A 19,248-nucleotide genomic window follows, 5' to 3' on the forward strand; every position below is an offset into this window, starting at 1 on the left:
GCTCAATTCCTTGCTGGCGTCGGGGCGGGCGAAAGCATGCGGTCCAGCATGCCGCCCACCTGCGGGCAGGGGGCATTGGGGTCGGGCGCGGCGTCGGCGGTGAAGCGGATTTCCTCTTCGGCCCATTGCCGGTCGAGCGCCTCCAGGTCGGCGGGGTCGTCGACGGGCGACAGCGCCTTCTGCGCGTCCTCGTCCTGCTCGACGCCGGCGATGTCGCAGAGCAGCGCGAGCAGCGGCGCATAGTCCGACTCGCGCTCGGCCAGCCGCGCCGCCAGCGCGACCAGCACCACGCCCGGTTCGGCCAGCGCCTCGCGCGCCGCCTCGGGCGGCAGCGTCGAGCAATAATCGAGGAAGAGCGGCAGATAGTCGGGCAGCTCGTTCCCCGTCGGCTCCAGCCCCGCGCCCAGATAGCGTTCGCGCAGGTCGACCATCGCCTGGCCGCGGTCGCGGCTTTCGCCGTGGACATGCTCGAACAGGTGCAGGCTGTGCGCCCGGCCGCGGTCGAACAGCTCGACATAGGCTTCCTGCGCGGCATAGATGTCGCTCGCGGCCAGCCGGGTCAGCAGCGGGTGAAGCCGGCGAACGGTGTCCGGCGGCAGGTCCGCGTCGGCCGCCAGCCGCTCGCGAATCTCGCCGCAGACGGCCTGCAGTTCGGGCGTCGGATATTGCAGCAGCAGCGACAAGAGGTGCAGCGCGCGCATCAGAACACCTCCGTCGGCGTTTGCAGCTTCTTGCGCGCCGGGGCGCCGAACAGGTTCGTCTCGCTGGTCCCGCTCGAACAGCCGTTGCCGAACGAAAAGCCGCACGATCCGCGCTCGTCGAACATGTCCTCGGCATCCTCGCGGTGGCCCGTCGGGATGACGAAGCGGTCCTCATAGTCCGCCAGCGCCATCACCTTGTACATCTCCTCGATCTGCGCGCCGGTCAGGCCGACGGCCGAGGCAATGCCCTCGTTCCGCACGCCCTCGACGGTCTTCGCGCGCATGTAGCCGCGCATGGCGAGCATCCGTTCGAGGCAGCGCGCGATCGGCTCCTCGTCGCCTGCGGTCAGCAGGTTGGCGAGATATTTGAGCGGGATGCGCAGCGACCGGACGTCGGGCATGCCGTTGTTGACCGAAATCTGCCCCGCGGTCGCCGCCGAGTTGATCGGCGACAGCGGCGGCACGTACCAGACCATCGGCAGCGTGCGATATTCGGGATGGAGCGGGAAGGCGACCTTCCATTCCATCGCCATCTTGTAGACGGGCGAATGGCGCGCCGCCTCCAGCCACGCTTCGGGGACGCCGTCCTTGCGCGCCTGTTCGATCACCGCCGGATCGTGGGGATCGAGGAAGATGTCGAGCTGCGCCTGATAGAGGTCCTCGACGTCCTCGACGCTCGCCGCTTCTTCGATGCGGTCGGCGTCATAGAGCATCACGCCCAGATAGCGGATGCGCCCGACGCAGGTTTCGGAACAGACCGTCGGCTGCCCCGCCTCGATGCGCGGATAGCAGAAGATGCACTTCTCCGACTTGCCGGTTTTCCAGTTGTAATAGATTTTCTTGTAGGGACAGCCCGACACGCACATGCGCCAGCCGCGGCATGCCTCCTGGTCGATCAGGACGATACCGTCCTCCTCGCGCTTGTAGATCGCGCCCGACGGGCAGGCCGCGACGCACGTCGGGTTGAGGCAGTGCTCGCACAATCGCGGCAGATACATCATGAAGGTGTTCTCGAACTGGCCGTAGATTTCCTTCTGGACGCCCTCGAAGTTGTAATCCTCCGACCGCTTCGCGAATTCGCCGCCCAGTATCTCTTCCCAGTTTGGGCCCCATTTCACCTTTTCCATCCGTTCGCCCGAAATCAGGCTGCGCGGCCGCGCGGTGGGGAAGGCCTTGCTTTCGCCCGCCTGCTGGAGGTGGGCATAGTCGAAGGTGAAGGGCTCGTAATAATCGTCGATCTCGGGCAGGTCCGGGTTGGCGAAAATCTTGGCCAGCAACCGCCATTTGCCGCCCATGCGCGGGCGGATCGAACCGCCCGCGGTGCGGACCCAACCGCCGTTCCAGCGCTTCTGATTCTCCCAGTCCTTGGGATAGCCGATGCCGGGCTTGGTCTCGACGTTGTTGAACCAGGCATATTCCATGCCTTCGCGGCTGGTCCACACATTCTTGCACGTCACCGAACAGGTGTGGCAGCCGATGCACTTGTCGAGGTTGAGCACCTTGCCGATCTGGGCGCGAATCTTCATGCTACCGTCTCCCCTTCGGCGAGGGCCCCTTCGAGCCAGTCGACCTTCTGCAATTTGCGGACGATCACATATTCGTCGCGGTTGGACCCGACCGTTCCATAATAGTTGAAGCCATAGGCCAGATGGGCATAGCCGCCGATCATGTGCGTGGGCTTCAGGACCGCGCGCGTCACTGAATTATGGATGCCGCCGCGCTGTCCGGTCAGCGGCGATCCGGGGACGTTCACGATCTTCTCCTGCGCGTGATACATGAACAGCGTGCCCTCCTTCATGCGCTGCGAGACGACGACGCGCGCGACGAGCGCCCCGTTGCTGTTGAAAACCTCCACCCAGTCGTTGTCGACCAGCCCCGCCTTGGCGGCGTCGACCTCGCTCATCCACACGATCGGCCCGCCGCGCGACAGCGTCAGCATCAGCAGATTGTCGGTGTAGGTCGAATGGATGCCCCATTTCTGGTGCGGGGTGATGAAGTTGAGGATGACGTGCGGCGCATCCTTCGCCTCGTCGATCATCGGCTTCACCGCCTTGGTGTCGATGGGCGGGCGATAGACGCAGAAGCCTTCGCCGAAGGCGCGCATCCACTTGTGATCCTGATACAGCTGCTGCCGCCCGGTCAGCGTCCGCCACGGGATCAGTTCGTGGACGTTGGTATAGCCGGCGTTGTAGCAGACATGCTCGCTCTCCAGCCCCGACCAGGTGGGGGAGGAGATGATCTTGCGCGGTTGCGCCTGGATGTCGCGGAACCGGATCTTCTCCTCTTCCTTGGGCAGCGCCAGATGGGTGTGGTCGCGCCCGGTGTTCTGCGACAGCGCGCCCCAGGCCTTCACCGCGACCTCGCCGTTGGTTTCGGGCGCGAGCATCAGGATCACCTCGGCCGCGTCGATCGCGGTGTCGATCCGCGGCAGGCCCTTCGACACGCCTTCGTCGAGCACCGCGCCGTTCAGCGCCCGCAGATTCTCGACCTCGTGGTCGGTGTTCCAGCCGATGCCCTTGCCGCCGTTGCCCAGCTTCTCCATCAGCGGGCCGAGCGACGTGAAGCGCTTGTGGAGATTGGGATAGTCGCGCTCGACCAGCGCGACGGTCGCCATCGTCTTGCCGGGGATGGGCTCGATTTCGCCCTTGCCCCAGTCAGCGACGTCGAAGGGCTGCGCGATCTCGTTGGGGCTGTCGTGCTGGATGGGGGTCAGCACCACGTCGTGCTCGACCCCCAGCACCTCCGGCGCGACCTCGGAGAATCGCTTGGCGATGCCCTTGTAGATTTCCCAGTCGCTGCGCGATTCCCACACCGGGTCGACCGCGGCGGACAGCGGATGGATGAACGGGTGCATGTCGGACGTGTTGAGGTCGTCCTTTTCATACCAGCTCGCGGTCGGCAGCACGATGTCCGAATAGACGCAGGTCGTCGACATGCGGAAATCCAGCGTGACCAGCAGGTCCAGCTTGCCCTGCGGCGCCTCGTCGCGCCACACGACTTCCTTGGGCTTCTGCCGGCCGGCCTCGCCCAGGTCCTTGCCCTGGACGCCGTGCGCGGTGCCAAGCAGATGCTTCAGGAAATATTCGTGCCCCTTGCCCGACGAGCCGAGCAGGTTCGAGCGCCAGACGAACATGTTGCGCGGCCAGTTGGCCGGATTGTCGGGGTCGAGGCAGGACAGTTCCAGCTCGCCCGATTTCAGCGCCGCGGCGACATAATCCTTCGCCTCCTTGCCCGACGCCCTGACCGCCTTGCCCACGTCCAGCGAATTGGTCTTGAGCTGCGGCGCGGACGGGAGCCAGCCCATGCGCTCGGCGCGGACGTTGTAGTCGATCAGGCTCGCGTCCCAGTCGCCCTCCGGCGCGGTGGGGGACAATATCTCCCCGACGTCCAGCGTCTCGTAACGCCACTGGTCGGTGTGGGCATAGAAGAAGCTGGTGCCGTTCATGTGGCGCGGCGGCCGGTTCCAGTCGAGCGCGAAGGCGAGCGCGGTCCAGCCCGTCTGCGGCCGCAGCTTCTCCTGCCCGACATAGTGCGACCAGCCGCCGCCGGACTGGCCGACGCACCCGCACATCACCAGCATGTTGATGATGCCGCGATAGTTCATGTCCATGTGGTACCAGTGGTTCAGGCCGGCCCCCAGGATCACCATCGACTTGCCCCTGGTGATCTCCGCATTGTGCGCGAATTCGCGCGCGATGGTGATGATCTGGTCGGCGGGCACACCGGTGATCCGCTCCGCCCACGCGGGCGTGTAGGGCATGTTTTCCGCATAATCGCGCGCGACATTCCCGCCGCCCAGCCCCCGGTCGAGGCCATAATTCGCGCAAAACAGGTCGAACACCGTGGCGACATAGGCCTTGCCGTCCTTCAGCGCCATTTCGCGCACCGGCACGCGGCGGGGCAGCACGTCTGAATGCTCGGTGCCCTTGAAATGGTCATGCTCGCGGTTGCCGAAATAGGGAAAGGCGACATCGACGACATCGTCGTGATCGCTATCGAGGATCGCGGTCATGCGCAGGTTCGTGTCCGCGCCCCGTCCGTCCTTTTCCTCGAGGTTCCACTTGCCCTGCTCACCCCAGCGGAAGCCCGCCGAGCCGAGCGGTGCCACCGGTCGGCCGGTGTTGGCGTCGATCGCCACCGTCTTCCATTCGGGGTTGTTGGCCTCGCCGAGCGCATCGGCGAAATCGGATGCGCGCACCAGCCGTTCGGGGACCAGCCCGCCCTTGCCGGGCACAAGCCGGACCAGCATCGGCATGTCCGAATATTTGCGGCAGTAGTCCTCGAAATATTCGGCCTGCCGGTCGAGGTGGAATTCGCGCAGGATGACATGCCCCATCGCCATCGCCAGCGCGGCGTCGGTGCCCTGCTTGGGATTGAGCCAGAGGTCGGCGAACTTGGTCGCCTCGGCATAATCGGGGGAGACGACGGCGACCTTGGTGCCGCGGTAGCGCGCCTCGGTCATGAAATGGGCGTCGGGCGTGCGTGTCTGCGGCACGTTGGAGCCCCACATCATCAGGAAACCGGCGTTGTACCAGTCGGCGCTTTCGGGGACGTCAGTCTGCTCGCCCCAGGTCTGTGGGCTGGACGGCGGCAGGTCGCAGTACCAGTCGTAGAAGCTGAGGCAGGTGCCGCCGAGCAGCGACAGATAGCGCGCGCCCGCGGCATAGGAGACCATCGACATCGCCGGGATCGGCGAAAAGCCGACGACGCGGTCGGGACCGTGGGCCTTGACCGTATAGGCGTTGGCGGCGGCGATGATCTCGTTCACCTCGTCCCAGGTCGACCGGACGAAGCCGCCATGGCCGCGGATCGCGGTGTAGCTCTTGCGCTTCGCCGGATCCTCGACGATCGACGCCCAGGCGGCGACCGGCGTGCGGATCGCGCGCGCCGTGCGCCACAGCTTGAGCAGGCGCGAGCGCACCATCGGATATTTCAGGCGCTGCGCCGAATAGATGTACCAGCTGTAACTTGCCCCGCGCGGGCAGCCGCGCGGTTCGTGGTTGGGCAGGTCGGGCCGCGTGCGCGGATAGTCGGTCTGCTGCGTTTCCCAGGTGATGATCCCGCCCTTGACGTAGATCTTCCACGAACAGGAGCCGGTGCAGTTCACGCCGTGCGTCGAGCGCACGATCTTGTCGTGCTGCCAGCGCTTGCGATAGCCGTCCTCCCAGTCGCGGCTCTGATTGGTGGTGACGCCGTGCCCGTCGGCAAAGCTTTGCTTCGTCTTGCGGAAGAAGGTCAGGCGGTCGAGCAGCTGGCTCATGCGGAAACTCCCTGGGTGAGGGTGGATGGGGCGACGGGGGCGGGAACGCGTCCCCGCTCGATATCATACAGCAGTCCGCCGCGCCGCGTGTAGACGAACCAGGTCAGCGCGGCGCAACTCGCATAGAAGGCGAGGAAGCCGATCAGCGCCGCCAGCGGCGACCCCGTCGCCGAAATGGAGGAGCCGAAGCTCTTGGGGATGAAGAAGGCGCCATAGGCCGCGATGGCGGAGGTAAAGCCGACGATCGCCGCCGATTCCTTCTCCGCCTGCCGCAGTTGGTCGGCTGCGGACAGATGCGGCATCAGGCGCGGCACCTCCAGCCGCATGATGTTGGGGATCATCTGGAAGGTGGAGGCGTTGCCCACCCCGGTGACAGCGAACATGAACACGAACATGCCGAGGAAACCCCACCAGCTTTCGGCTTCGAGCGCATAGATCACGCCGACGACGCCGGCCATCATCAGCAGGAACACCCACAAGGTGACCCGTGCGCCGCCCCAGCGGTCGGAAATCCAGCCGGTCGCCGCACGACTGATCGCACCGACGAGTGGGCCGAGGAAGACGAACTTCAGGACGTCGATATCGGGGAACTGATGCTTGGCGAGCAGGGGAAGGCCTGCGGAAAAGCCGATGAACGACCCGAACGTGCCGGTATAGAGCCAGCTCATCAGCCAGTTGTGCTTGCGCTGGAAGATCACCGCCTGCTCGGCGAAGCTCGCCTTCGCGTCGGCGATGTCGTTCATCCCCAGCCAGGTGAGGATCGTCGAGGCGATGATGAAGGGCACCCAGATGAAGCCCGCGTTCTGGAGCCAGAGCTGGCTGCCGTCCGTGGCGATCTGCGGCGTGCCGCCGAGCGCGCCGAACACCCCCGCGGTAATGACGAGCGGGACGCCGAACTGCATCACCGACACGCCCAGATTGCCGAGGCCCGCGTTGACGGCCAGCGCGCTGCCCTTCTGCGCCTTGGGAAAGAAGAAACCGATATTCGCCATCGAAGAAGCGAAATTGCCCCCGCCGAACCCGCACAGCAGCGCCAGCACCAGGAAGATGAAATAGGGCGTCGCGGGATTCTGCACCGCATAGCCGATCCCGAACGCGGGGATCAGCAGCGATGCCGTGCTCAGCGTCGTCCACAGCCGGCCGCCGAAGATCGGCACCATGAAGCTGTAGAAGATGCGGAAGGTCGCGCCCGACAGGCCGGGAAGCGCCGCGAGCCAGAAGAGCTGGTCGGTGGTGTAGTTGAAACCGATCAGCGGCAGCTTTGCCACGACCACCGACCAGACCATCCACACCGCGAACGCCAGCAGCAGCGCGGGCACGGAAAGCCATAGGTTGCGGTGCGCCACTTTCTGGCCGACCTCCTTCCAGAAGGCGGGGTCTTCGGGCTGCCACTCCTTGAGCACACGCGGCGAGCCGGTCGCGGCGTGAACGGCCTGCTGCGCCTTGACGCGCTCGGCATGGACCTTCGCCAGTTCGGGGAAAGGCGGCAGGGTGGTCGCTTCGGCGGCTTCGCGCTCCATCTGGCGGACCGCCGTGTGCATCCAGATGAAGGCGACCGCCACCAGCAGGAACAGCACGACGAAGCAGCTCGTCCAGATGCCGGTCAGGTCGCTGACGGCGCCGAAGACGATCGGCAGCACGAACCCGCCCAGCCCGCCGATCATGCCGACGAGACCGCCGACCGAGCCGACATGGTCGGGATAATAGACGGGGATATGCTTGTAGACCGCCGCCTTGCCGAGCGACATGAAGAAGCCGAGGATGAAGATCACGACCACGAAGGGGACGAGCCCCATCGAAGTCGAGAAGCGGATGTCGCCGTGGATGCCGTGAACCGTATAGTCGGTCGCCGGATAGGAGAGCATGAACAGCAGCACCAGCGACATGCCGAAGGTCATGTACATGACGCGCCGGGCGCCGAAGCGATCGGACAGCATGCCGCCATAGGCCCGGAAGACCGAAGCGGACAGCGAGAAGGCGGCCGCCAGCATGCCGGCGACCTTCACGTCGACGCCGTAGACTCCCATCAGATATTCGGGCAGCCACAGCGCCAGCGCGACGAACGCGCCGAAGACGAAGAAGTAATAGAGCGAGAAGCGCCAGATCTGCTCATTCTTGAGCGGGGCGAGCTGTTCCCGGAACGAACGCGGCGGAGTGCCGCTGCGTCGCCGGGCCGCGAGCGCCGGGTCGTCCTTCGCGAACAGGAAGAACAGCACCGCGACCGCGGCGAGCCCCGCCGCCCAGAACTGCGCCACAGCCTGCCAGCCGAGCGCGACCATCACCCAGGGCGCGAAGAATTTGGTGACTGCCGCCCCGACGTTCCCCATTCCGAAGATACCGAGCGCCGACCCCTGTTTTTCGGGCGGATACCATTTGGACACATAGGCGACGCCGACCGAGAAGCCGCCGCCCGCGACACCCATCCCCAGCGCGGCGAGCAGCATCAGCGGATAGGTTGCGGCGTGCGACAACAGGAAGGTCGCCCCCGCCGATGCCAGCATGGTCAGCGGAAAGACGATCCGGCCGCCGAACTGGTCGGTCCACACGCCCAGAAAGACGCGCACCAGCGACCCGGTCAGGATCGGCGTGCCGATGAGCAGGCCGAACTGGGTCTCGCTGAGGCCGAGCTCCCTCTTGATCTCGATGCCGACGATCGCGAAGATCGTCCACACCGCGAAACACACAGTGAAGGCGACGGTGCTGAGCGTCAGCGCGCCGTTCTGCTGGCTTCGGGTCGGTTGCACCTGTGCTGTCGATGCCACTTTATTTTCCCCTTCGGGCATATGGTGGCCGTACCCATGCCGACGGGGCCGAAAAGCGCCGTTGACCTGCGTCAAACTTCGTCGGCATCAGCGGTAAAATCGCCCCCGCCTGATGCGGCGCAATCCAGACTTCGTCGAAAGCTGAAAATAGGGTGATAATAGTCAATCGAATGATTGACATTGCGCAATCATCTACGTAGCCGAGGGTGATGCGCAGCGAAGAAATCCCTGAAATCGCGACCCTGCCGATGTTTGCGGCGATGCAGCCCGAATTACGCGATTCGGTCTTTGCCGCCGCCTTCCTTCAGGTGTTTCCGCCCGCCCTTCGTCTGTTCGAGGTTGGCGCGCGCGCCGATTTCCTGCATATCCTCGTCGACGGGCTGGTGGAACTCTATACCGCGAGCGCGGGACGCGAGGTCACGGTTCAGCTGGTGCGGCCGGTTTCGAGCTTCATCCTGGCCGCGGCCTATACCGATCAGCGCTATCTGATGTCCGCGCGGACGTTGTCGGCGTCGCGCATATTGATGATCCCGTCCTCGCTGCTGCGCGACGCCATCGTCCGCGACAGCGCATTCGCGCAGAGCGCGCTGACCGAAATCGCATTGCGCTATCGCACCGTGATTCGCGCCCTCACCGACATGAAGGTCCGGCAGACGCTCGAACGCCTCGCCAATTTCCTGTTGCTGGAAAGCAAGGCGCAGGGCGGTGCGGCCCAATTCACCCTGCCGGCCGAAAAGCGCGTGATTGCCTCGCTGCTCGGCATGGCGCCGGAAAATCTGTCGCGCGCCTGCGGCGCGCTGGCCGATCATGGGGCGCTGATCAACGGACCGACGGTGCGGATCGTCGATCGCGCGAAGCTCACCGCCCTTGCGCGGCCCGACATGGTCATCGACGACCAGTGACTATCGGGTCGCGCAAGGTGCGAAGGAATTGGGGTGGGATCGCAATAGGCCGAAGGACCCCACCCCGCCCGCTCCCCTGAAGGGGAAGGGGAATATCGTGCCGGCTGGGCCTGTCTCTAATAACGCGCCTCGATCGACAGCCACGCCTTGGTGGTGTCGCTGGCGAATCGCTGCGCATCGTAATGCGACAGCTTGAAAGAGGTCGTGATCCGCCGCGTCACCGGCACGGTCAGCCACGCCCCGGCTTCGCGACCGTAGTTTCGGCCGCCGTGCGTCGCGTTGAAATCGTGCCACTGCAAACGCAGCGTCGCCGGCGCATCGGTGAACACCGGACCCAGACGCCATTGCAGATCGCCATACAGGTCGCGCAGACCGTCGGCGGGCGTCGTCAGGAAGCGGTCGGTCCAGCCGTTGAACGCATGCAGCGTGGCGAGCGGGGTCTGAAGCGCCGTCGTGCCGTCGCCCTCCAGCCGTTCATAGCCGACGCGCGCGACGACCGGCCCGACCCCGAGGCCCGGCTCGATCAGCCAATAGTCGTGGCCGATGCGGCGCGGATTGGCGCCATGGCTTCGCTGATGCGCATATTCGCCGGCCATATACAGCTTGACGCCGCCGTCCATGGCATGATCGCCCGCGAAGCGGACGCCCAGCGTGCGTGACGACAGGGCGGGCGCGGCGGGCAGGTCGAGCCAATAGCCATAGGCGGTCAACGTGCCGGCGGTCGGCACCGTCGCCGAGCCGCGCAACAGGTGGATGTTCGAATCGCGCCAGATTCCCTGCGGCGAATCGGGCCCGAACACGCGGTTGACCCGCCAGCTGTGCACATAGTCGATCCGCGCGCCCGCCGCGGGTGCGATCCCGACCCGCACCGCGTCGAGCGTCTGGTCGTTCTGGCGCCAGTCGACGCTGCCGACCCAGCGCTGGTTGTCGAGATTGACGGTCTGCCGTCCGGCGACGACGTCGAGTTCCCGCGCCGGCTGCCAGCGCACATAGGCCTGGTTGAGCAGGACGTCGGTCGGGTCGGGCACGGCCGGATAGGCGGTGCGGCCGTTGACCGTGTCGTTATAATCCCTGGGGCCGAGTCGCACGACCGCCTCGCCCTCGACCAACGCGCTCAGCCCGTTCCAGACCGCGGTGCGCAGCCCGGCGCGCAGCCGCAGCGTGGATGCTGTGGCCGACTGGGCGATGTCCGCCTGATCGACCGTTTCGAGGCGATAGCGGGCGTGCAGATAGGGGGTGATCGGGTCGGGCGAGGCGGGCGATACCGCGGGCGCCGATGGCGCGGACGTGCCCTGTGCCGCGGCGCTCGACCATGGCGTGACCGATCCGATCAGGACCATCGCCAGTCCATGGCGCCAGATCAGGGATGAGGATGCGGATCGGTTCTGTATCATGGCGGCGCTCTTGCACCTTCGCGCGCTTTAGGAATTGATATCCGTCAATTGCGGTCGGGAATATCGACCCGGACCCGTCTCAGCGTCCGATCAGCGCGAGGAGGCGGTAGGCGGCGACGATACGGTCGGCCTGTGCCACGGCCTCGCCAACCGCCGCCGCGGTTGCCTCGCGCTCGGCGTCGAGCCAGTCGAGCTGGGGTTTCATGCCCACCCGAACCTCGTGGCGGACGCTTTCGCGCGCCTGGTCGGCGGCGAGCCGCTGCCGGGCGGCGGCGGCTTCGACCAGTTCGGCGGTCCGAACATCCTGAAACGCGCCGATCGTCTGTTCGTCGACGGCGGACCGCGCCGCGCGGACCCGGGCGTCGGCCGCCCGGACGGCGCCGTCCGATTCGGCGATCTTCGCCGCGACGCGCCCGCCGGCGAACAATTGCCAGCGCGCGCGCACGCCGACCGTGGCGCCGTCGGCGCGGTAGTCGGGGAAGAACTGGTCGCGCAGCGTCGATCCTTCGGCGAAGGCTCCGACCGTGGGCAAGCGTTCGGCGCGTGCACCCCGCGCCGCCGCGCGCGCGGCCTCCAGCGCCGCCTCGGCCTGAATAAGGGCGGGGTTGTTCGCGCGCGCACTGTCGAGGGTCTCGTCGAGCGACGCGGGCATCGCCGGATTCGCCGGAAGCGGCCGCAGGTTCTGCGGCGCAAGACCGGTCAGGTTGGCGAAGCGCGCGTCCGCCGAGACGGCAAGGCCGCGCGCGCGTTCGAGCGCCGCCTGCGCCTCGGCGAGGCGCGCGGCGGCCTGGGCGACGTCGGTGTTGGGGCTTTCGCCGGCAGCGAAACGAAGCCGGGCGTGACGCTGGATTTCCTCCATCTGCCCGACCATCTGTTCGTAGAGCGCGATCATGTGCCGCGCCGTCAGTACGTCGCCATAGGCGCGGACCGTATCGACGACGATCCGGCTGCGGGTCATCGCCTCGCCGGCGCGCGCGGCCTCGCTGCCCGCCTTCGCCTGCGCGATCCCCGCGCCGACCCGGCCGCCCGTGAACAGCGGCTGCTCGATGACGAGCTGCGCGGCGCGCGGAGTGACGGTCGCCGCCGGAAGGCCGAAATAGCCCTGTGGGTCGAGCCGCCCCTGGCCGATCGTCCCGCTCAGCACCGCGCTGGGCAGGCCGTGACCCTTGGCCTCGGCAATGCGCGCGTCGGCGGCGTCGGCATCGGCGCGCGCAGCCTCGATCTCGGGCGCGTGGGTCATGGCGGCCGCGATCGCTTCTTGCAGCGTCGTCGCCTGCGCAGGCATGGCGACGCTCGCGAGCAGGCCGGCCAGCGTGGGGAGGGCGATCGACCGCACGGACATCACCGGAAGGCGGCCCCCGGACGCACGCCGAACGCCTTGAACAGCCGGGCGGCAGGGCAGAAGCCGGTAAGGCTCGCCTGGAGCATGTTGAGGCCGGCGAAGGCCGTCAGCGCGATCCACCACGGATGCACGGTGAGCGACAGGGCGACGCCGATCAGCACGACGCATCCGGCGAACGCCATCACGGCACGGTCGAGGGTCATCTTTGCACTCCTTCTTTTGCGGACAGTCAGAAACGCAACTTGCGGATACCCATGACGTGAAGCGCCAGCTTCTCGTAGAAGGGTTCGCTCTCGCCCCGGCGGATCTTGCGCAGGAAATATTTTTCGAAGCCGATCTTGGCGAGATGGACCCATTTGCCGCTTGCCGACCAGTTGACGTTGCGCGGCGGAATCTGCGGCTGGGCGACGAAGGCGACGCCGCCGTCGCCGAAGTCGGCGAGGCACACGGCGTTCCACGTCGCCTCGGCCGCCGGTTCCTTGCCGTCGAGGATTGCCGCGATGTTGGCGGCGATCGCCGTCACCATCGATTCGATCATGAAGCCGGTCTTGGGAACGCCGACCGGCACCGGGGTCGGACCCGTCGGCGGAATGGCGACGCAGACGCCGAGCGCGAAGATTTCGGGAAAGGCGGGGTTGCGCTGGCAACTGTCGACGATGACGAAGCCGCGCGGATTGGTCAGCCCCGCGATGTCGCGGATGGCGGGGACGCCACGGAAGGCAGGGAGCAGCATCGAATAGCCAAAGGGCAGGTCGTGCGTTTTCCTGACCGCGCCGTCCTCACCCACTTCTTCGACATGCATGACATCGGGCTCGACCCCGGTCACGCGCGCATTGGTGATCCATTTGATGTGGCGCTCGCGCAGTTCGCTTTCGAGCAGCGACTTGGTGTCGCCCACGCCGTCGAGGCCGAGGTGCCCGATATAGGGTTCGGCGGTGACGAAGGTCATCGGCACCTTGTCGCGAATCTTGCGGCGGCGGAGTTCGGTATCGAGGATCAGCGCGAATTCGTAGGCCGGGCCGTAGCAGGAAGCCCCCTGGACCGCGCCGACGACGATCGGCCCGGGGTTTGCGACAAAGGCGTCGAACGCATCGGCCGCGTCGGCGGCATGGGCGGTCTGGCAGATCGAGACGGTATGGCCCTGCGGCCCCAGCCCCTCGATTTCGTCGAAGGCGAGATCGGGACCCGTTGCGATTACAAGATAGTCGTAATTGACCGATGTTCCGTCCTTGAGTTCGAGTCGCTTCTCTTCGGCATGAAGCCGCCGGGCACCCACCGCGGAAAAGCCGATCTTCTTCCTTTCGAACACGGGCGGGAGATGGATCTGGATTGCCTCCGGTTCGCGCCAGCGCACCGCGACCCAGGGGTTGGAAGGCACGAAACTATATGTATCCGTGTCGGACACCGTCATCACGTCGGCGCGATTTCCGACTGCCGCCCTGATCTCGTATGCGGCGAGCGTGCCGCCAAGTCCGGCGCCCAATATCACGATCAGCGGCTTGTCCATCTGCAATCCCTCCGTCCCATATGTTGACTATATAAGATTTACATATTATATGCAACTATCAAGTCAAAAGGGGGAAAATCCATGTTCGGGTTGCGAAAGCGCGACGCTCACCGCGAGGTCGGACCCGCCGAGCTGCGCGCGATGCTGGAGGCCGGCCGGGCGCTCCTGATCGACGTGCGCGAGGCGGGCGAGTTCGCGACCGGCCATATCGCGGGCGCAGTAAACATGCCGCTGTCGAGCTTTTCACCTCGTAATATCCCTGATCCCGAAGGGCGGACGGTCGTGCTGCAATGCGCGGGCGGGCGGCGCTCCGGGCAGGCGCTCGATCAATGCGCGCGGGCGCGCAGCGCGATCGATACGCATCTCGCAGGCGGCATCGCCGCGTGGAGGAATGCCGGGTTTCCGGTGGTCGGCGGCTGAATGTCGCCGCGAGAAGGGATATAGCGGGATGGGCAAGGGCTATTGGTTGGCGGGCGCCGTTCTGGCGCTATCGGCCTGCGGCGGCGAACCGGAGCGCGGCGCGGCGGCCGCGGCGCTTCCCGCCGGTACCACCCTACGCCTTGCGGACGCCCAGATCGCCGACATGAAGGCGGTGGGCGCGGAGATTGCTACGCGCGATCAGGCCGAGGCGTTGGCGCGCATAGCCGGCACGCTCGTCACCCTATCCGTCCGCGAAGGCGACACGGTCGAAAAGGGCCAGCGCATCGGTATGATCGTCGATTCGCGGCTCGGTTACGAAACGAGTGCTTATGGCGCGCAGGTCGCCGCCGCCCAGGCCGAGGCCGCGCGCGCCAATGCCGATATTGCCCGCATCCGCGACCTTTACGGGCACGGAGTTTATGCAAAGGCGCGGCTCGATCAGGCGGTGGCTGCGGCGCGCGCCGCCGATGCGCAGGTCGCGGCGGCGCGCGCGCAGCAGGGCGCGAGCGCCAGCGTCGCGGGGCAGGGCGCGGTGCTCGCACCCGCGAGCGGTCGCGTGCTTCGCGCCGATATTCCGGCGGGCTCGGTCGTCGCGCCGGGCATGTCGATCGCGACCGTCACCGCGGGCCCCCCGGTGCTGCGCCTGATGTTGCCCGAATCGGCCGCCGGGCAGGTTCGTCCCGGCGCTCGGGTGATCGTCGGCGATATGGGGTCGAACGATGCGGGCGCGCCTTCCGGGCCGCGCGAGGGCAGCGTGACGCAGGTCTATCCCGCGATCACCGGCGGGCGGGTCCGCGTCGATGCGACGCTGCCCGGCCTCGACACCCGGTTCATCGGCCGCCGCGTGAGCGCCTCGGTCGAGGTCGGGACGCGTCGGGCGCTGGTGGTGCCGCGTGCTTTCGTCACCACGCGCTATGGCATGGATCAGGTCCAGCTCGTTACCGGCGGCAAGCGGCTGAGCATGGTCCCGGTCCAGATCGCCCCCACCACCGATCCGGATCGGGTCGAGATATTGAGCGGCGTGGCGGCGGGCGACACGCTGTTCGCTCCCGGAAAGCCCGTCAAGGCCGTGCGCCCATGAACCTCGGCATCTCGGGCCGCCTGACAAGGGCGACGATCGCGTCGCCTTTGACGCCGCTGTTCCTTCTCGCTGCGATCGCCGTCGGCCTGCTCGCCCTCTTCTCCATCCCGCGCGAGGAGGAACCGCAGATCAGCGTACCGATGGTCGACATCCAGGTGATGGCCCCCGGCTTCTCCGCCGCCGATGCGACCGAACTGGTCGGCATTCCGCTCGAGACGATCGTCAAGAGCGTCGACGGTGTCGAGCATGTCTATACGCAGGCGCAGGACGACGGAGTGATGGTGACGGCGCGCTTCCTCGTCGGGTCGAACCCCGAGGATGCCGCGATCCGCATCGAGGAGAAGCTGCGCGCCAATTGGGATCGGAAACCCGTCGGCGTTCCCGATCCCAAGGTGACGGTGCGCGGCATCAACGACGTGCCCGCGGTCGTCCTGACGCTGTCGCCGAGGCCGGGCGCCGCGGGGCAATGGAACGACGGCAGCCTTTACGAACTGGCGGCGAAGCTGCGCACCGAGGTCGCCAAGGTCGACGACGTCGGGCTGACCTTCCTCGTCGGCGGCCGTCCGGAGGAAATCCGCATCGCCCCCGACCCCGCGAAGCTGCGCCAATATGGCGTGCCGCTGGGTAGCGTGGTCGAGGCGGCGTCGCAGGCCAACCGCAGCGTTCCGCTCGGCACCGTCCGCGAGGACGGCAAGGCGGTCGGCGTGACTGCGGGCCGCACGCTGGCGTCGGCGCAAGAGGTGGGGCTGCTGACGGTGCGGTCCGCCGGCGGCGCTCCTGTCTATCTTCGCGACGTCGCGAGCGTCACACAGGGGCCGCGTGAGGATCAGGCGCGGGCGTGGCGCTGGGCGAAGTCGGACGATGGAACCGGGGACGGCAAGTGGGACAGCGCGCCCGCTGTCAGCATCGCTTTCGCCAAGCGGGCGGGGGCCAACGCCGTTGTCGTCTCCGACGCCATCCTCGAACGCGTCGAAGGCCTGAAAGGCAAGCTGATCCCCGACGGCGTCGAGGTCGCCGTCACCCGCAACTATGGCGAGACGGCGAACGAAAAGGCGAACGAACTGCTGTTCCATCTGGCGCTGGCGACCGTTTCGATCGTCGCGCTGATCGGCTTCGCCATCGGCTGGCGCGAGGCGGCGGTGACGGCCGTGGTCATTCCGACGACGATCCTGCTCACCATGTTCGCGTCGAACCTGATGGGCTATACGATCAACCGCGTCAGCCTGTTCGCGCTGATCTTCTCGATCGGCATCCTCGTCGACGACGCGATCGTGATGATCGAGAATATCGCGCGCCACTGGGCGATGGATGATGGTCGCAGCCGCGCCCAGGCAGCGATCGAGGCGGTGGCGGAGGTCGGCAACCCGACGGTGGTCGCGACTCTGACGGTCGTTGCGGCGCTGCTTCCCATGCTGTTCGTTTCCGGCCTGATGGGCCCCTATATGGCGCCGATCCCGGTCAACGCCTCGGCGGCGATGATCTTCTCCTTTTTCGTCGCCGTCGTCATCGCGCCGTGGTTGATGATCCGCTTCGCCCGCAAGGCGCTGGTCCACGGCCATGACGAAAGCGGCGGCAGGCTGGGGCAGCTTTACGCCCGCGTCGCGCATCGCGTGATCGACACGCGGCGGTCGGCGCGCAATTTCCTGATCGCGGTCGGCGTCGCGACGCTCGTCGCCTGCTCGATGTTCTATTTCAAGGCGGTTACGGTGAAACTGCTCCCCTTCGACAACAAGTCGGAGGTTCAGGTCGTGGTCGACATGCCCGAGGGGACGGCGCTCGAAAACACCGGCCGGGTTCTGGAGGACGTCGCGGGGATCGCGCGCACGCTGCCCGAGGCGATGGCGATGGAGCTTTACGCGGGCACATCGGCGCCGTTCAACTTCAACGGCCTCGTCCGCCATTATTTCCTGCGCGCGCAGCCCGAACAGGGCGACGTGATGGTGACGCTGCTTCCAAAGGGCGACCGCAGCCGGTCGAGCCATGAAATCGCGCTGGACCTGCGTCAGCGGTTGAAGGCGCTGAAGCTGCCGGACAGCGCCTCGATCAAGGTGGTGGAAACGCCGCCGGGGCCGCCCGTGCTCGCGACTCTGCTTGCCGAAGTTTACGGCCCGGACGCCGCCACGCGCCGAAAGACGGCGACCGAACTGGAGGCGATCTTTCGATCCATCCCCTTCATCGTCGACGTCGACAACAGCTTCGGCGCGCCGCGGCCCCGGCTCCGCCTCGACATCCAGCGCGACCGCGTCGATTATTACGGGCTGTCGCAGCGGCAGGTCACCGATAGAATCGCCATGCTGATGGGCAGCCAGACGGTGGGCTATGCCCCGCGCGGCGACGGGCGCACGCCGCTTCCGATCACTATCGCGCTCGAACAGAAGGACCGGAGCTGGACGCAGGCGCTGTCGAGCACCCCCGTCGCGCAGGCCCCGGGGGGCCAGCTCATCGACCTGGGCGCCGTGGTCGAAGCGCGGGCCGAGGCGGGAAGCCCCGCCATCTTCCGGCGCGACGGCCGCTATGCCGACATGGTGATGGCGGAACTGGCGGGGACCTATGAAGCGCCGATCTATGGCATGCTGGCGGTCGATCGGGCGGTGGAGGCCCATGACTGGGCCGCGAAGGGGCTGACGAAGCCCGCCATCCGCCTCAACGGCCAGCCCGCCGACGAAAGCGCCCCGGCGCTGCTGTGGGACGGCGAGTGGGAGATCACCTGGGTCACGTTCCGCGACATGGGCGGCGCCTTCATGGTGGCCTTGCTGGGCATCTATATCCTCGTCGTCGCGCAGTTCCGCAGCTTCCGCCTGCCGCTCGTCATCCTGACCCCGGTGCCGCTGACGCTGGTCGGCATCGTCATCGGCCACATGCTGTTCCGCGCGCCGTTCACGGCGACGTCGATGATCGGCTTCATCGCGCTGGCCGGCATCATCGTGCGCAATTCGATCCTGCTGGTCGATTTCATCCGCCACGCCGCGACGCCCGACAAAGGCTTGCGCGACGTCCTGCTCGAAGCGGGGGCGATCCGGTTCAAGCCGATCCTGCTCACCGCGCTCGCGGCGATGATCGGCGCGGCGGTGATCCTGACCGACCCGATCTTTCAGGGTCTCGCGATTTCGCTGCTGTTCGGCCTTGCCTCCTCGACGTTGCTGACAGTGCTGGTTATTCCCGCGATCTACATCCTTCTTCGAGACGACGGGAAGCCCGCGACCAGATGATGCCGCTCGACACGCCCCTGGCCCAACTCGCCCAGCACGCCGCGCATGCCGCGAGCGTGCTGAAGCTGCTCGCCCACGAACAGCGTCTGCTGATCCTGTGCCGGCTGATGGAGGGGGAATATGCGGTCGGACAGCTGGTCGAGCTGTGCGGACAATCGCAGGCCAGCATGTCGCAGCATCTGGGACGGCTGCGCGAGGGCGGGCTGGTCAAGACCCGCCGCGGCGGCACGACCATCTACTACAGCCTCGCCGATGACAGCGTCCGCAAGCTGATCGACATGCTGTGCGACCGCTTCGGGCCGCCCGACTGAGGCCGTTGGAGCAGGCTTCGGTCCCGTCGTTGTCGCTTAAAGCCACAAAAGCCCCACATGTGCATGGTGATTCTGCGTCCTTTGGGGATTCGGGCTTCGGCGAGCCGCCTCATCCGTTCGTCATGCTGAACTTGTTTCAGCATCCATGGCCGGACCTTCCCTTTTGCGCCGCCTTTCAGTCGAGGGCAGGCCATGGACCCCCGGATCGGGTCCGGGGCAGGCTCTGAAACAGGTTGGCGTTTATACCCCTGAGACAGGGACGCTGGTGATCCCCGGCGAAAGCCGGGGTCCATGCGAGGCAGGCGCACGTAGCTGGACCCCGGCTTTCGCCGGGGAACGCTCACCTGTCGGAAGGGGAT

At 66.7% G+C, this 19,248-nt stretch carries 13 protein-coding genes; 5 read left to right on the top strand and 8 right to left on the bottom strand.

Going from position 1 to position 19,248, the window contains the following annotated elements:
- Positions 1 to 2 precede the first annotated feature (2 nt).
- The 4 genes from narJ to ABS88_RS03760 are packed head-to-tail and all read right to left on the bottom strand — an operon-like array spanning position 3 to position 8,723.
- Positions 3 to 701, bottom strand: coding sequence for a nitrate reductase molybdenum cofactor assembly chaperone (gene narJ, locus ABS88_RS03745; protein ID WP_067186253.1), 699 nt, complete (start codon positions 699 to 701; stop codon positions 3 to 5).
- A complete protein-coding gene (gene narH, locus ABS88_RS03750) occupies positions 701 to 2,227 on the bottom strand; it encodes a nitrate reductase subunit beta (protein ID WP_067111361.1) in 1,527 nt (508 codons plus the stop codon). The genes narJ and narH overlap by 1 nt, the downstream gene beginning before the upstream one ends.
- Entirely contained in the window at positions 2,224 to 5,961 is a 3,738-nt protein-coding gene (locus ABS88_RS03755) for a nitrate reductase subunit alpha (protein ID WP_067186251.1), read from the bottom strand. The genes narH and ABS88_RS03755 overlap by 4 nt, the downstream gene beginning before the upstream one ends.
- Entirely contained in the window at positions 5,958 to 8,723 is a 2,766-nt protein-coding gene (locus tag ABS88_RS03760; RefSeq protein WP_199775019.1) for a nitrate/nitrite transporter, read from the bottom strand. Before ABS88_RS03760 ends, ABS88_RS03755 begins: the two co-directional genes overlap by 4 nt.
- A gap of 209 nt (positions 8,724 to 8,932) precedes the next feature.
- Here ABS88_RS03760 and ABS88_RS03765 point away from each other — a divergent pair, with 209 nt between their 5' ends.
- The gene (locus ABS88_RS03765) at positions 8,933 to 9,625 is read left to right on the top strand and encodes a helix-turn-helix domain-containing protein (RefSeq protein ID WP_067111353.1); all 693 of its coding nucleotides are present in this window, start codon (positions 8,933 to 8,935) and stop codon (positions 9,623 to 9,625) included.
- A 116-nt stretch (positions 9,626 to 9,741) separates the two neighbouring features.
- On the opposite strand, the gene ABS88_RS03770 is transcribed toward ABS88_RS03765, so the two are convergent.
- The 4 genes from ABS88_RS03770 to ABS88_RS03785 form a co-directional block, all read right to left on the bottom strand.
- The gene (locus ABS88_RS03770) at positions 9,742 to 11,019 is read right to left on the bottom strand and encodes an alginate export family protein (protein WP_148650927.1); all 1,278 of its coding nucleotides are present in this window, start codon (positions 11,017 to 11,019) and stop codon (positions 9,742 to 9,744) included.
- A 79-nt stretch (positions 11,020 to 11,098) separates the two neighbouring features.
- Positions 11,099 to 12,361 carry a TolC family protein gene (locus ABS88_RS03775; protein ID WP_234002682.1) on the bottom strand — a complete coding sequence of 421 codons (1,263 nt, stop codon included), beginning with the start codon at positions 12,359 to 12,361 and terminating at the stop codon, positions 11,099 to 11,101.
- Positions 12,361 to 12,564, bottom strand: a complete 204-nt coding sequence (locus ABS88_RS03780) for a YgaP family membrane protein (protein WP_067111344.1) — start codon at positions 12,562 to 12,564, stop codon at positions 12,361 to 12,363. The genes ABS88_RS03775 and ABS88_RS03780 overlap by 1 nt, the downstream gene beginning before the upstream one ends.
- A gap of 26 nt (positions 12,565 to 12,590) precedes the next feature.
- A complete protein-coding gene (locus ABS88_RS03785) occupies positions 12,591 to 13,868 on the bottom strand; it encodes an NAD(P)/FAD-dependent oxidoreductase (RefSeq protein ID WP_067111341.1) in 1,278 nt (425 codons plus the stop codon).
- A gap of 81 nt (positions 13,869 to 13,949) precedes the next feature.
- Between ABS88_RS03785 and ABS88_RS03790 the strand changes: the two genes are divergently transcribed.
- From ABS88_RS03790 to ABS88_RS03805, 4 genes are read left to right on the top strand one after another with little or no spacing between them, the layout of a single operon-like run.
- Positions 13,950 to 14,288, top strand: coding sequence for a rhodanese-like domain-containing protein (locus ABS88_RS03790; protein ID WP_067111338.1), 339 nt, complete (start codon positions 13,950 to 13,952; stop codon positions 14,286 to 14,288).
- A 28-nt stretch (positions 14,289 to 14,316) separates the two neighbouring features.
- Entirely contained in the window at positions 14,317 to 15,369 is a 1,053-nt protein-coding gene (locus tag ABS88_RS03795) for an efflux RND transporter periplasmic adaptor subunit (protein WP_067186246.1), read from the top strand.
- The gene (locus ABS88_RS03800) at positions 15,366 to 18,578 is read left to right on the top strand and encodes an efflux RND transporter permease subunit (RefSeq protein WP_286749114.1); all 3,213 of its coding nucleotides are present in this window, start codon (positions 15,366 to 15,368) and stop codon (positions 18,576 to 18,578) included. Before ABS88_RS03795 ends, ABS88_RS03800 begins: the two co-directional genes overlap by 4 nt.
- Complete coding sequence (locus ABS88_RS03805) at positions 18,575 to 18,889, top strand: ArsR/SmtB family transcription factor (protein ID WP_067186244.1); 315 nt, start codon at positions 18,575 to 18,577, stop codon at positions 18,887 to 18,889. Before ABS88_RS03800 ends, ABS88_RS03805 begins: the two co-directional genes overlap by 4 nt.
- Positions 18,890 to 19,248: the final 359 nt, after the last annotated feature.

The sequence above is a fragment of the Sphingopyxis sp. SCN 67-31 genome, assembly GCF_001725095.1.

Coding starts and splice junctions, on each gene's coding strand:
- narJ (WP_067186253.1), bottom strand. CDS start 701: ATGCGCGCGCTGCACCTCTTGTCGCTGCTGCTGCAATATCCGACGCCC.
- narH (WP_067111361.1), bottom strand. CDS start 2,227: ATGAAGATTCGCGCCCAGATCGGCAAGGTGCTCAACCTCGACAAGTGC.
- ABS88_RS03755 (WP_067186251.1), bottom strand. CDS start 5,961: ATGAGCCAGCTGCTCGACCGCCTGACCTTCTTCCGCAAGACGAAGCAA.
- ABS88_RS03765 (WP_067111353.1), top strand. CDS start 8,933: ATGCGCAGCGAAGAAATCCCTGAAATCGCGACCCTGCCGATGTTTGCG.
- ABS88_RS03770 (WP_148650927.1), bottom strand. CDS start 11,019: ATGATACAGAACCGATCCGCATCCTCATCCCTGATCTGGCGCCATGGA.
- ABS88_RS03775 (WP_234002682.1), bottom strand. CDS start 12,361: ATGTCCGTGCGGTCGATCGCCCTCCCCACGCTGGCCGGCCTGCTCGCG.
- ABS88_RS03780 (WP_067111344.1), bottom strand. CDS start 12,564: ATGACCCTCGACCGTGCCGTGATGGCGTTCGCCGGATGCGTCGTGCTG.
- ABS88_RS03785 (WP_067111341.1), bottom strand. CDS start 13,868: ATGGACAAGCCGCTGATCGTGATATTGGGCGCCGGACTTGGCGGCACG.
- ABS88_RS03790 (WP_067111338.1), top strand. CDS start 13,950: ATGTTCGGGTTGCGAAAGCGCGACGCTCACCGCGAGGTCGGACCCGCC.
- ABS88_RS03795 (WP_067186246.1), top strand. CDS start 14,317: ATGGGCAAGGGCTATTGGTTGGCGGGCGCCGTTCTGGCGCTATCGGCC.
- ABS88_RS03800 (WP_286749114.1), top strand. CDS start 15,366: ATGAACCTCGGCATCTCGGGCCGCCTGACAAGGGCGACGATCGCGTCG.
- ABS88_RS03805 (WP_067186244.1), top strand. CDS start 18,575: ATGATGCCGCTCGACACGCCCCTGGCCCAACTCGCCCAGCACGCCGCG.